The following is a 13,342-nucleotide window of genomic DNA, read 5'->3' as shown; positions in this document are numbered from 1 at the left end:
CGAGTCGGATTCGTTACGGAAATTGCACGGTCCCTGTTGACATACATTGTAAAATGTTTTCCACAGAGACTGTCAAGGTTTTGGTCAAAAAGACACCTGTAGGAGGGACCCGTGGGAAACGGATTCGGCGAGAAGCTACGTGCCGAACGGCTCGAACGTGGGTTAACGCAGGCAGAGCTCGGCAAAAACCTGTATTCACCGAGCTACATTTCGTTGCTTGAGACCGGACGGCGTGAGCCTACGGCCGAAGTCATTGAAGAGCTGGCCCGCCGGCTGGAGCTGGCACCCAAAGCACTCGAAGCGTGGAGCCAGCCGGTTTCCGTGAGCGACGCTGAATACGTCCTCGCCGGGCTGTATGCCCGGCAGGCCTGGGATCTTCGCGACTACCAACTCGCTGCAAGCCACGCCGCCACCGCCGCGCAGATTGCCCTCGAGGCCAAGAACAACAGCGCCTGGTGGAACATGACGTACATGCAGGCCGAGTGCGTGATGAAGCAAGGCCAGTTGAAGGAATGCCAGCAAATCGTTGAGCACCTCTTGGAACACCCCATGGCCACGGAATCCGCGGGCCTCGGAGTGCGCGCCTGGCAGATGCTTGCCGCGGTGTGTCACGGACAAGGACAGCTGGCCACCGCCGTCGAGCACGCCAAGCAAGCCGTAAAGCTCAGCGAGCAGCTGCCCAAGGGATCCACGCTCATCATCGGTGCGCACCGCGCGCTGATCGGAGCCCTTGCCGAGAGCGGCAAGCTGGACGAAGCCTGGCAGTACTGCCTTGCGATGATCGAGCACATGGACGAACACTCCATGTCGCAGCTGGCCGGCGAAGTCGCGTGGGTGGTTGGCAACGTCGCCTTCATGCGCCACGACTACGTAGAGGGCATTAAGCATCACGAGCGTGCAGCCAAGCTCCTCTCCCCCGCCAACGACATCGAACTGTGGGCCCGGTTCAACAAGGCGTCCGCAGCCGTTCGACTGTCCTCAGGGATTGTGGAACCGGAGACGTTGTCCGCCATTGAGCGTGCGGAACTGGCGCTGTCGATCGTTGGCGGCAACAAGACAGACCAGTTGGAGGTCGCTTTCATCCGCGCCCGCTGGCTGTACCTGACGGGGGACATCCCCGCAGCTGTGGAGAAGCTCCGCGAAATCTACGCCGACCGCAAGGTGTTGGCCCGGCACACTGCCGGCGAAGTTTCGCTGTTGCTGGGCAAGTCCTTGAAAGCAGCTGGCGAACCCACTGAGGCGCTCCAATTCCTGGAAGAGGCGCAGCACGACTTCAGTGCGGCGGGAGCTTCGGACCGGGTTCAGCAGGCCATGGATGCAGTCCTGGAGATCCGCCTAGCCGAGCGCCGGGCCGCGAAGGAACACTCGGAAGCCTGATTAACCAAGTAAGTCGCAGTTAAGCGCGTTTTGAGGGGTCAAAACGCGCTTAACTGCGACTCAGTTGGGTGCCTTAGGCGAAGGTGCGGCCCGTGAGCTTCTCGTAAGCCTCCACGTAGCGGGCGCGGGTGCGTTCCACCACCTCGGCGGGCAGGGCCGGCGGCGGGACGTCCGAGGACTTGTCCCAGCCGGACTCGGCGGAGGTCAGCCAGTCGCGGACGTACTGCTTGTCATACGAAGGCTGCGACTGACCGGGCGCATACGTGGACGCGTCCCAGAAGCGCGAGGAGTCCGGGGTCAGGACCTCGTCCCCCAGCGTGATGACACCGGTGGCCGCGTCAATGCCGAACTCCACCTTGGTGTCGGCCAGGATGATCCCGCGTTCACGGGAAATCTCCTCGGCGCGGGTATAGATCTTCAACGTGAGCTCACTGAGGCGGGCAGCGATGTCATCGCCCACCATGGCCACAACATCGTCGTAGGTGATGTTGACGTCGTGCTCGCCCACCTCTGCCTTGGCAGACGGCGTGAACAGAGCCTGGTCCAAGCGCGAACCGTCAACAAGGCCCTCGGGCAGGGGAATGTCGCAGACCGTCCCGGATTCCTTGTACTCCACCAGACCGGACCCAGTCAGGTAGCCGCGTGCAATGCACTCCACCGGGAACATGTCCAGCTTCTTGCAGATCATGGCGCGGCCCTCGACGGCAGCGGGAACTCCACCCTCAACCGTGGAAGCCAGCACGTGGTGCTCAACATCCAACTGATCGAACCACCACAGGCTCAACTGCGTGAGGACACGACCCTTGTCCGGGATTTCGCTGCTCAGGACGTGATCGTAGGCGCTGATGCGGTCGCTGGCGACAACCAGCACGCATTCCTGCCCGACCTTCTCCGTGATGGCTTCATCGGCCGGCACGTAAAGGTCGCGGACCTTGCCGGAGTAGACGTGCGTCCAACCCGGGAGTTCCAGCGTTTCGGTTTCGAAGCCGCCGGAGGGGATGCCTTCAGTCATGTTCAGGCCTGCACTTTCGGGATGGTTCCGGTGGCTGTGTACGGCACGCGGATTTCGCCTCGGGCGGCTTTGCCTCCGATGTCCGTACGGAACTGCGAGCCTTCAAGCTGAACCAGCTCAACGCCGTCGTACGCTTTTTCGCGGGCCTCCACCAGATCGGAACCGAGCGCCACTACCGCGAGGACGCGTCCGCCTGCGGAGACTACCTTGCCTGCGTCGTCCAGCTTGGTGCCGGCGTGGACCACGTGGACACCGTCCAGCTCGTCCACCTTCTTCAGGCCGCGGATACGGTCGCCCGTGCGGGGTGCGTCCGGGTAGTTCTCGGCAGCAACGACGACGGCGACTGCCGTGTCCTTGGACCAGCGCAGCTCTTCTGCGGTGTCCAGTTCGCCCTTGGCAGCTGCCAGCAGCAGCGCGCCGAGCGGTGTCTTGAGGCGAGCGAGGACGGCCTGCGTCTCGGGGTCGCCGAAGCGGACGTTGAACTCGATGACGCGCGTGCCGCGGGATGTCAGGGCGAGACCGCAGTACAGCACACCGACAAACGGGGTGCCGCGGCGGGCCATCTCGTCCACAGTGGGCTGGGCCACGCGGTCGATGACTTCCTGGACCAGGCCCTCAGGAGCCCATTCAAGCGGGGTGTACGCGCCCATGCCGCCGGTGTTGGGGCCTTCGTCGTTATCGAAGATGCGCTTGAAGTCCTGCGCCGGGGACAACGGGACGGTGTTACGGCCGTCGCAGAGGACGAACAGGGAAACCTCGGGGCCGTCAAGGAATTCCTCGATGACCACTGTTCCACCGGCGTCGAAGCACGCCTGGGCGTGTGCCAGGGCTTCAGCTCGGTCCTTGGTGACTACCACACCCTTACCTGCGGCCAGGCCGTCGTCCTTGACGACGTGCGGGGCGCCGAAAGTGTCCAGGGCGTCGGCAGCTTCCTCGGCGTTGGTGGCAACGCGGGCCATGGCCGTGGGAACGTTGGCTTCGGCCATGATCTGCTTGGCGAATGCCTTGGAAGCCTCCAGTTGGGCTGCTTCCTTGCTGGGACCGAACACCGGGATACCGGCCTCGCGGACGGCGTCGGACACACCGGCAGCCAAAGGCGCCTCGGGTCCGACGACAACCAGGTCCACGCCCAGCTTGGTGGCGAGGGCGGACACGGCTTCCGGGTTGTTCCCGTCAATCGCATGGGTGGGAACGAGTTTGCTGATGCCTGCGTTGCCCGGGGCCGCGTGGACCTCGGAAACGTTGGGATCTTCAAGCAGAGAGCGGACAATGGCGTGTTCGCGGCCGCCTGGGCCAATGACGAGTACCTTCACAGTCTTCAAGGGTACTTTGTGAAGGGCGCGCGGCCTAAGCTGTGTCACTCACCGGACCGGGCCACCCTAAGCGCGCGGGCGCGCGGATGACCCGGGAACGCGCCCTAGACTTACTTCATGCCCATGAGTTCGCATGAAACGTTCAACGTTGAGTCCGCGGTGGAACTGGCAGTGATCGAACGAAGTGGCTTTATTGAGTCCCGGCACATCGGCGCGGCCGTGGTTCTTGCCGGTGACGGCTCGGTAGTCACCCGTCTTGGTGACATCGACGCTCCCATCCTCGCCCGCTCCACCCTCAAGCCCTTCCAGGCCTTGGCTTCCATGCAGTCCGGAGTGCCGCTCCGTGGTGCCCAGGTAGCCGTGGCCTGCGGAAGCCACACCGGATCCCTGGATCACATGGACGTGGTGGAAGGGATGCTCAAAGCAGCGGGCGTGAAGGAGGAAAACCTCCAATGCCCCACCGCGTGGCCCCAGGACGAAACGGCCCGCAACTGGCTGGTCCGCTCCGAACGCGGGCAATCCAAGCTGGCCTTCAACTGCTCCGGGAAGCACGCCGCCTTCCTGTGGGCGTGCACTGAGAATGGCTGGGACCTGCGCAGCTACCTCGAACCCAATCACCCGCTCCAGCAGCGCGTACGGTCCGTCATCGAGGAATACAGCGGCGAAACGATCTCCCACTTGGGCATCGACGGCTGCGGAGCTCCCGTCGCCGCCATCTCCCTGACCGGTCTGGCACGCGCGTACTCCCGTCTGGCCAAGTCCCCCGGCGATTCCTCCTCAAATGCGCGTGCCGCCACCATCGCCACGTCCATGCTCGACTACCCCTGGGCTGTCCAAGGCAAGGGCGAATCCAACACGATTGTCATGGAAGAACTGGACGTCCTGGCCAAGATCGGCGCCGAGGGCGTCCTGGTTCTGGCGACTCCCACCGGCGCCACGGTGGCCGTGAAGATGCTGGACGGGAACCTGCGCGCCACGTCTTTGGTGGGCCTGACACTCCTGGCCGTGAGTGGCGCCGTCGACATCCCGGCAGTCTCCAGCGTCCTGGAACGAGTGGTTGAGCCCGTGCTCGGCGGCGGTCGCGCTGTGGGCAAGATCCGCCTGGGCCATGCCGTCTCGGCCCTGCTCGACTAGTAATTCTTAGGGGAGAAAGCTATGGCTGTTGCACGACGCCGCGTCGATGTTTCCGAGGGCCGCGCTGCGCTGGCAGCCTGGCAGGCCGCCGTCGAGCCTTCCAGCGCCGAAACCGCAGGTGACCCTGGCGCCGCTGCCGGGACCCCGCCGTCGCGCTCTTTAATTGCGACGGCGGTCCGCTACTCTCTGGAGGAAGTCACCGCCCGCGCGCCCGGCAATTCGGTGGAGGTGCGGGTACCGCCGTTCGGCGTCACGCAGTGCGTTGAAGGGCCTCGCCATACGCGCGGCACTCCCCCGAACGTGATCGAGTGCGACGCCGCCACCTGGCTGTCGCTGGTGACCGGCCGGATGTCATGGGCAGACGCAGTTTCGAACCATAAGCTGACTGCTTCCGGTTTGCGCGCGGACCTCTCGGAACTGCTGCCCCTTTAAACGGGTTCTTGTACAACTGATGCCCTCAAGACCACGTCTTAAGGGCATCAGTTGTACTAAAAACTCCTGAGTTAGTCCGGGCAGACCGGGGTGGATGGTTGGCCGGGCTTGCTCATCTCGAATTGCGGGATGTCGTCCGCAGCTGGGCCACCGCGGAACTTGGGTGAGGGTTCCTGACCTTCGCTGATGCGCTGGAGTTCCTGCTCCTCGAAGATCTCTTCCTTGCCGAGCATGACGGCGGAGTCGTGGTTGGTGATTTCACCGTTGAAGGCGCGGACCATGACGCTGCGGTCGAACTGGCCTTCCCACTTGGCCACCACAAACGTTGCCACGCAGTTACCGAGCAGGTTCACCACGACGCGCATGGAGTCCATGAGGCGGTCGGCTCCGAGGAGGAGCGCGACGCCGGCTACCGGGAAAATGCCCAGTGCCGCGGCCGTGGCGGAAAGTGCCAGGAAGGATGAACCCGGCACGCCCGCCATGCCCTTGGAGGTCAGGAGCAGGACGCCGAGGGCTGCCAGCTGCTGGCCTAGGTCCAGGTTGTGGCCGAAGGCCTGCGCCAGGAACAGCAGGGAGATGGACAGGTAGATCGCGGCGCCGTCCAGGTTGAAGGAGTAGCCGGTGGGAACAACCAGGCCGGTGGTGGCACGGGAGCAGCCTGCGTTGGTTAGCTTGGTCATGATGCGCGGCATGACGGCTTCCGTGGAGGCCGTGCCGAGTGCCAGCAGGAATTCTTCGCGGGTGTACTTGAGGAATGACCACAGCGGAACCCGGGCGAAGCCCCAGGCCACCAGGAACAGCAAGGCGATGAAGACAATCGCTGCGCCGTAGCAGGCGGCTATAAGGAGGGCGTAAGTACTGAGCGTGCCGAGTCCGTACTGGCCGATGATGAACGCCATGGCGCCGAATGCGCCGATGGGAGCCACTTTCATGATCCAGGACATGATCTTGAAGATCAGCTCCAGGACCGTTTCCATGAGGCTAATGACCGGGAGGCACCGTTCGCGGCCAATGACCACGATGGCTGCGCCGAAGAATACTGAGAAGAACAGCACCTGAAGAAGGCTGTTGTTGGCAAAAGCACCGATCACGCTGACGGGAATGACATCCAGGATGAACGCTGCAGCGTCCTTGGGCGGCGCGTTTCCGGTCTTGGCGTTGAGTGCGTCCTGGGAGAGCGTAGCGGGGTCGATATTAAGGCCAGCACCAGGCTGCACGATATTTCCGACGATGAGCCCGAAAACGAGGGCGAAGAGAGTGGCGCCGGTGAAGTACAGGAGCGCTTTGACCCCGACCCTTCCGACCGCCTTGACGTCGCCCACTGCCGAGATGCCTGTGACGATCACGAGGAAAATCAGCGGGGCGATGATCATTTTGATGAGTTGAATGAATCCATCACCCAGTGGCCGGAGGGCGGACCCAATGGTCGGCCAAAAATGACCGATGAGCACACCTGCGACGACGGCGATCAGGATCTGAAAAAAGAGCGACTGGTACAGCCGCTTTTTCTTCTGCGGGGCCGAACTCGCCTTCAGCGCCGCGGGGTCTGGGATCTTCATTGATCTGAACCAATCAGTTGGGAACAGCCCCACATTTTGAGGGGGTTTTTCAAATGTAAGCCTGCTCACATCATTCCGCAAGGGGAAATTCGATTTCCATATTGTGGAAAGTCATATTTGGTTTGAAGCTGGGTCGCCGCGCCTTCACCACCACCTTTGACGCAGCAATGCCCGTGACACGCCCCTCTATGGGCGTGTCACGGGCATCGGAAATTCAAAGTGGGTGGTGGCGGCACGCGCCGCCTATGCCGACGTGCGCGCGAAGGCTAGCCGCGGCCCACGAATGGCATGCCTGCGGCGGTGACCACCAAGGATCCAACACTGGCGGACGCCGGCATGTTGGCCATCATCAGCACGGCACGGGCGGCGTCATCCACGGGGAACATGGGCTCCACCTTGCGGCTGCCGTCTGCCTGCAGTGCCCCGGAGCCAACGCCGATCGTGTCCATGATTTCGGTGCGGGTATTACCGATATCGATCTGCCCGCACGTGATCCCGAACTCCCGGCCGTCGAGCTCGATGCTCTTGGTAAGGCCCGTCATCGCATGTTTGGTCACCGTATAGGCCACGGACCTGGGCCTGGGCGAATGCGCCGAAATGGAGCCATTGTTGATGATGCGCCCACCCTGCGGCGTTTGGGCTTTCATGGTCCGCACAGCTTCGGCAGCACACAGCATGGAGCCTGTGACATTGACCCGGAGGGTCGCTTCCCACTCATCCACGCTGATCTCACCCACGTCGCCGGCCGGGCCGAAGATGCCGGCGTTGTTGAACAGCACATCAATCCGACCCCAGTGTTGGCGGACCTCCGCGAAAAGGCGTGCGACGTCGTCGGGCGCTGTTATATCGCACGGAACGGCAAGGGCGTTGGGATGGTCGCCCGCGGTTTCGAGCAGCTGCGCCTCGCGGCGCCCGGCCAACGCCACCCGGTACCCATCAGCCAGCAAGAGCTTGGCAACGGCCCGCCCAATACCCGAGCCGGCCCCGGTCACGACGGCGACCCTCGAGTTTGCGGGCGGGCTGGAGTCAGTCATGTGGTTGCCTTTCGAGTGGTGCGTACGAGCGTCAGCGTGCGGCTTCTGCCGGCTGGGCTGCGGTTATCGGCCAGCCTATGACTGTCTTCGGGCGCGGCGTCGCGTAGGTTCGCACCTTGGACGTCGACAGTCCGAGCCGGACCAGTGACTCGGCGATGGTGACAGCTGCGGCCACACCATCCACTACGGGAACGCCCGTGCGCTGGCGAATCTGCTCGTCCAGGCCTGCCATGCCGCCGCAGCCAAGGACGATGACCTCGGCCTTGTCATGCTGGACCGCTTGTTCCGCCTGGCTCACGATGGCTTCAACAGCACGCTCCGGGAATTCCTCGAGTTCCAGCACGGCCATGCCGCTGGCCCTGACAGATGCGCAACGTGCTTCCAGACCGGCGAGCTTGAGCCGGTCCTCGATGAGCGGAACCGCGCGGTCCAGGGTGGTGACCACGGAGTACTTGTGGCCCAGGAACATTGCAGTGCTGGCTGCTGCCTCGGTGATATCAACCACCGGGACGTCGAGGAGCTCCTGAAGTCCTTCGCGGCCGTGCTCGCCATAGCCGGCCTGGATGACGGCGTCGAACGGCTCGGGGTAGTTGACCACCGCGTCCATGACGGCGATCGCTGCGAGGTAACTTTCAAAGTTCCCTTCACAGGAGTCCGCGCCGAAACGGGGCGTGATTCCGATGATCTCGGTGCCCGGTGCAGCTGCTGCACGCGCCTGGGCGGCGATGGAATCCGTCATGGACTGGGTGGTGTTCACGTTTGCGACAAGGATGCGCATGGGTTTCCTCTCAACGGCTGCGCCCGCCCTCTGCCCGATGAACCGGGGAGGACGGGCAAGCCCTGATCCTGGGTGATGTCAGTGGGTGCTGGCGACGGCGATCGGCTCGCCGGAGACGTCTTCGTGAACCTGCTTCTTGTCAGCCACGGCGAAGTACGTCAGGGCTGCGACGCCGGCACCGATGAACCAGGCGAAGGGGGCCGCCGCGGCCAGTCCCGGGATGAAGGCGATGGCGATGGCGAGGCCTGCTGCCGGGAGCATCGCGATGATGGCCTTCGGGTTGACGCCGCGCTTGTAGAAGTAGGCACCCTTGGGATCTTCCGTGTAGAGCTCGGGGACGTTGACTTTGCCGCGACGGACCAGCCAGTAATCGGCCATGACCACCCCGAACAGCGGGCCGAGCAAGGCACCAAGCCCACCCAGGAAGTACACGATGACAATGGGGTTGTTGTAGAGGTTCCACGGCAGGATGATCAAGCCGATGGTGCCACTGACCCAAGCCGCCTTGCGGAAGTTCAGGTGCCGCGGGAAGAGGTTTGTGAGGGCGTAAACCGGAGCCACGAAGTTGGCCATCAGGTTCACGGCGATGGTCAGGATCAGCAGGGCCAGGCACGCAAGGACCAACAGAAGCGTATTGGGGATGCTCTCCACAATGTCCGAGGGGCTCTCGATGACGGTGCCGTTGATCTTATACTGACCGCCGGCCATGACCACGACGATGGCGCCGAAGACGAGCATGTTGATGGGGATGCCCCAGAAGTTGCCCTTGACGATGGACTTCTTGGAGGCGGAGGAACGGGTGAAGTCACAGAAGTTCAAGACGAACGTTCCGTAGATCGAAACCCACAGCGCACCGCCCGCAAAGATAGTGAGCCACATTTCGGTACCCTCAAGGCCCTTGATACCGCTCCACTGGATGGCCCCACCGGCTTCGATGAAGACCCACACAGCGATCGCAGCCATGGTGACCAGGATGATGGGGCCGGCGAAGGCCTCGTACTTGCGGATCATTTCCATGCCGAAGCTGACGATGACCAACTGCACGATCCAGAGCGCCACGAACGAAAGCCAGCCCAAGGTTGAGAGGCCAAGGATGGAGTTGCTGTCCAGATCCTTCAGGCCAGGAGCCATTGCGACGAGCATGACGCGGAGAACCACAGAAGCCAAGTACGTCTGGATACCGAACCAGGCCACGGCAACAGCACCGCGGACAAGGCTGGCGATTTGCGCTCCCCTGATGCCGAAGCTAATACGGCTCATGACCGGGAAGGGGACGCCGGTCTTCTCACCCATGAACCCGGAGAAGTTCAAGAGGGCGAACAGGAGGATGGCACCGATGCCAAGGGCTACCAGGATCTGCCATCCACCCAATCCCAAGGAGAACAGGCCGATGGCAAAGGCATAGTTACCCAAGCTGTGGACGTCATTGGCCCAGAGGGTAAAGATGCTGTAGCTGGTCCACTTGCGGCCCTTGGCCTTAGTGGGCGCAAGGTCGATGTTGTAAAGGCTTGGACTGATGGTACGGCCTGCGGCTTCGGAAGCAATTGCGCAGAGGTCAGTGTTTCCCACGACCGGATGGTTGGGGCCACCTGCGTTTGCGTCTCCCGGAGTCTCAGTGACGCCGACTGATGAAGTCGTCTGCATCGTGGATCTCCACTTCGTACAGATTCCACAGTGTGGAATCTAGTTATTGAATAGTGAAAGCACTCTATGACTCAGATCACGTAACGTCAAGGGTTCCCCATGTAGGCAGGGTCACATTCGGTTGCTTGCCTGACAGTTTCCCAGTTGACTGTTTTGGTTACGCAATCCGTGTTGACGCTGCCCATCAGCAGACGTAATCTCGAATTGCAGAATTTTATTCTCACAATACGAAATTCCTTGAGCGCCCCAACAGAGCAAGCGCCCAGACATTCAATGAAGAGAGGTTGGACGTGGCTGCAGGAGAAGAGACCTCAGACATCCTCAGCGGGTTGACTGCCCAGCTGCCTGATCGTGATCCGGAAGAGACCGCGGAGTGGATTGAGTCCCTTGATGCGTTGATCGCGGAGCAGGGTACCGAGCGTGCCCAGTACATTATGCGTTCGTTGTTGCAGCGTGCTGGTGCCCGGTCGGTGGGTGTGCCGATGGTGACGACCACTGATTATGTGAACACGATCCCGGTGGACCAGGAAGCGGAGTTCCCGGGGAACGAGGAGTTCGAGCGCCGGTACCGGGCGTACATGCGCTGGAACGCCGCGGTCATGGTGCACCGTGCGCAGCGCTCGGATATTGGTGTCGGCGGGCACATCTCCACGTATGCCGGTGCGGCGACGTTGTACGAGGTGGGTTTCAACCACTTCTTCCGCGGCAAGGACCACCCCTCGGGCGGGGACCAGGTGTTCTTCCAGGGCCACGCCTCGCCGGGCATGTACGCGAGGGCGTTCATGGAAGGCCGTCTGACCGAAGAGGACCTGGACGGGTTCCGTCAGGAAAAGTCCAAGGCCGGCCATGCCCTGTCCTCCTACCCGCACCCGAGGTTGATGCCTGATTTCTGGGAGTTCCCGACCGTGTCGATGGGGATCGGCCCGATGAACGCGATCTACCAGGCCCAGTCCAACCGGTACCTGCACAACCGCGGCATCAAGGACACCTCCGACCAGCAGGTCTGGGCGTTCCTGGGCGACGGGGAAATGGACGAGCCCGAATCCCGTGGCCTGCTCCAGCTCGCCGCGAACGAGAACCTGGACAACCTGAACTTCGTGATCAACTGCAACCTCCAGCGCCTGGACGGACCGGTCCGCGGCAACGGCAAGATCATGCAGGAACTCGAAGCGTTCTTCCGCGGCGCGGGCTGGAACGTGATCAAGGTCGTCTGGGGCCGCGAATGGGACTCCCTTCTGGAAGCGGACCAGGACGGGGCGTTGGTGAAGATCATGAACGAAACCCCCGATGGTGACTACCAAACCTACAAGGCCGAGTCCGGCGGGTTCGTCCGCGAACACTTCTTCGGCAAGTCCCCGCAGACCAAGGACATGGTCGCGGACCTGGACGACGAGCAGATCTGGGGCCTCAAACGCGGCGGCCACGACTACCGCAAGGTCTACGCCGCGTACAAGGCAGCAACCGAGTTCAAGGGCAAACCCACCGTGATCCTGGCCAAAACGGTCAAGGGCTACGGCCTGGGTCCGCACTTCGAGGGCCGCAACGCGACCCACCAGATGAAGAAACTGACCATGGAAGACCTCAAAGCCTTCCGTGACCACCTGCGCATCCCCATCACCGATGACCAGCTCGACGCGGACCTCTACCGGCCCCCGTACTACCACCCCGGCATGGACGCCCCCGAAATCCGCTACCTCATGGAACGCCGCGCCGAACTCGGCGGGTTCGTGCCCGAACGCCGCCGCAAACACACCGACGTGACCCTGCCCGAGGCCAAATCCTACGAAGTGGCCAAGCGCGGGTCCGGGAAACAACAAGCCGCGACCACCATGGCCTTCGTGAGGCTCCTCAAAGACCTCATGCGGGACAAAAACTTCGGTGCCCGCTTCGTGCCCGTGGTCCCGGACGAATCCCGGACCTTCGGGATGGACGCGTTCTTCCCGACCGCGAAAATCTACAACCCCAAGGGCCAGAACTACCTCTCCGTGGACCGCGACCTCGTCCTGGCCTACAAAGAATCACCCGCCGGACAACTGATCCACCCCGGCATCAACGAAGCCGGCGCCGTCGCAGCGTTCACCGCCGCCGGAACCGCGTACGCCACCCACGGCGAACCCCTGGTCCCGATCTACGTGTTCTACTCCATGTTCGGCTTCCAACGCACCGGGGATTCCTTCTGGGCCGCCGCGGACCAAATGACCCGCGGATTCATCATCGGCGCCACCGCAGGACGAACCACCCTCACCGGCGAAGGACTCCAACACGCCGACGGGCACTCCCCCATCCTGGCCTCCACCAACCCCGCCGTCCGCACCTACGACCCCGCCTACGGCTACGAAATCGGCCACATCATCCGCCACGGCCTCGAACAAATGTACGGACCCGACAACGACGGCACCGGTGATGACCGGAACGTCATGTACTACCTCACCGTCTACAACGAACCCATCACCCAACCCGCCGAACCCGAAAACCTCGACATCGACGGACTCCTCAAAGGCATCTACCACCTCGCCCCCGCCCCCGCAGGGAACGAGAACCGGCCCACCGCGAACATCCTCGCCTCCGGCGTGTCCGTGCCCTGGGCCCTCGAAGCCCAAAGAATCCTCAACGAGGACTGGAACGTCGCCGCCGAAGTATGGTCCGTGACCTCCTGGAACGAACTCAGACGCGACGGACTCGCCGCCGAAGAACACGCCTTCCTCAACCCCGGCCAACCCGCCCGCACCCCGTTCATCACCGAACAACTCAACGGCACCACAGCACCGGTCATCGCCGTGTCCGACTACATGAAAGCCGTCCCCGACCAAATCCGCCAATTCATCCCCAACGACTTCGCCTCCCTCGGAGCAGACGGCTTCGGCTTCTCCGACACCCGCCAAGCCGCACGCCGCTACTTCAAAAACGACACCCACTCCATCGTCGCCAAAACCCTCCAGTTGCTGGCGGCGAGGGGCGAAGTGGAGGAGGGCGCGCCGTCGTACGCCATTGACCGCTACAAGCTGCTCGACGTAAACGCCGGCACCACCGGCGGAGCAGGCGGCGACGCTTAAGGAACC

Annotated in this window: 10 protein-coding genes; 4 read left to right on the top strand and 6 right to left on the bottom strand. The window is 62.8% G+C overall.

Annotation, left to right across the window (positions count from 1 at the left end; translation table 11 throughout):
* Window positions 1-111: 111 nt before the first annotated feature.
* Window positions 112-1,377 carry a helix-turn-helix domain-containing protein gene (locus tag AC0J5Z_RS06260; protein ID WP_475038210.1) on the top strand — a complete coding sequence of 422 codons (1,266 nt, stop codon included), beginning with the start codon at window positions 112-114 and terminating at the stop codon, window positions 1,375-1,377.
* 73 nt (window positions 1,378-1,450) lie between these two features.
* Here the strand turns inward: AC0J5Z_RS06260 and AC0J5Z_RS06255 are convergent, their stop codons facing one another.
* Together AC0J5Z_RS06255 and purD are read right to left on the bottom strand one after the other, a co-directional pair.
* Window positions 1,451-2,389, bottom strand: a complete 939-nt coding sequence (locus AC0J5Z_RS06255; protein ID WP_475038208.1) for a phosphoribosylaminoimidazolesuccinocarboxamide synthase — start codon at window positions 2,387-2,389, stop codon at window positions 1,451-1,453.
* Window positions 2,390-2,391: 2 nt separating this feature from the next.
* Window positions 2,392-3,702 (bottom strand): phosphoribosylamine--glycine ligase, encoded by a 1,311-nt coding sequence (gene purD / locus AC0J5Z_RS06250; RefSeq protein WP_475039596.1) that lies wholly within the window; start codon window positions 3,700-3,702, stop codon window positions 2,392-2,394.
* 117 nt (window positions 3,703-3,819) lie between these two features.
* On the opposite strand from purD, the gene AC0J5Z_RS06245 reads away from it, so the two are divergent.
* Both AC0J5Z_RS06245 and AC0J5Z_RS06240 read left to right on the top strand, forming a co-directional pair.
* Window positions 3,820-4,836, top strand: a complete 1,017-nt coding sequence (locus AC0J5Z_RS06245) for an asparaginase (RefSeq protein WP_475038205.1) — start codon at window positions 3,820-3,822, stop codon at window positions 4,834-4,836.
* 21 nt (window positions 4,837-4,857) lie between these two features.
* Window positions 4,858-5,268 carry a sterol carrier family protein gene (locus tag AC0J5Z_RS06240; protein WP_475038203.1) on the top strand — a complete coding sequence of 137 codons (411 nt, stop codon included), beginning with the start codon at window positions 4,858-4,860 and terminating at the stop codon, window positions 5,266-5,268.
* Window positions 5,269-5,339: 71 nt separating this feature from the next.
* On the opposite strand, the gene AC0J5Z_RS06235 is transcribed toward AC0J5Z_RS06240, so the two are convergent.
* The 4 genes from AC0J5Z_RS06235 to AC0J5Z_RS06220 all read right to left on the bottom strand — a co-directional run bounded on the left by AC0J5Z_RS06235 (window position 5,340) and on the right by AC0J5Z_RS06220 (window position 10,283).
* Window positions 5,340-6,827, bottom strand: coding sequence for a cation:dicarboxylate symporter family transporter (locus AC0J5Z_RS06235; protein ID WP_475038200.1), 1,488 nt, complete (start codon window positions 6,825-6,827; stop codon window positions 5,340-5,342).
* A 266-nt stretch (window positions 6,828-7,093) separates the two neighbouring features.
* Window positions 7,094-7,861: an SDR family oxidoreductase gene (locus AC0J5Z_RS06230; protein WP_475038198.1), complete on the bottom strand. Its 768-nt coding sequence runs from the start codon at window positions 7,859-7,861 to the stop codon at window positions 7,094-7,096.
* A 31-nt stretch (window positions 7,862-7,892) separates the two neighbouring features.
* A complete protein-coding gene (locus AC0J5Z_RS06225) occupies window positions 7,893-8,639 on the bottom strand; it encodes an aspartate/glutamate racemase family protein (protein WP_475038197.1) in 747 nt (248 codons plus the stop codon).
* A gap of 78 nt (window positions 8,640-8,717) precedes the next feature.
* On the bottom strand, window positions 8,718-10,283 hold the full coding sequence (locus AC0J5Z_RS06220) for an NCS1 family nucleobase:cation symporter-1 (protein WP_475038196.1): 1,566 nt from the start codon (window positions 10,281-10,283) through the stop codon (window positions 8,718-8,720).
* Window positions 10,284-10,573: 290 nt separating this feature from the next.
* Between AC0J5Z_RS06220 and aceE the strand changes: the two genes are divergently transcribed.
* The gene (gene aceE, locus AC0J5Z_RS06215; protein WP_475038194.1) at window positions 10,574-13,336 is read left to right on the top strand and encodes a pyruvate dehydrogenase (acetyl-transferring), homodimeric type; all 2,763 of its coding nucleotides are present in this window, start codon (window positions 10,574-10,576) and stop codon (window positions 13,334-13,336) included.
* The last annotated feature ends 6 nt before the right edge of the window (window positions 13,337-13,342 follow it).

The organism is Paenarthrobacter sp. TRD_SC_7 (assembly GCF_056156245.1).
Note: the sequence above shows the minus strand (reverse complement) of the source record. Positions and strands in the feature narration are given on the sequence as shown.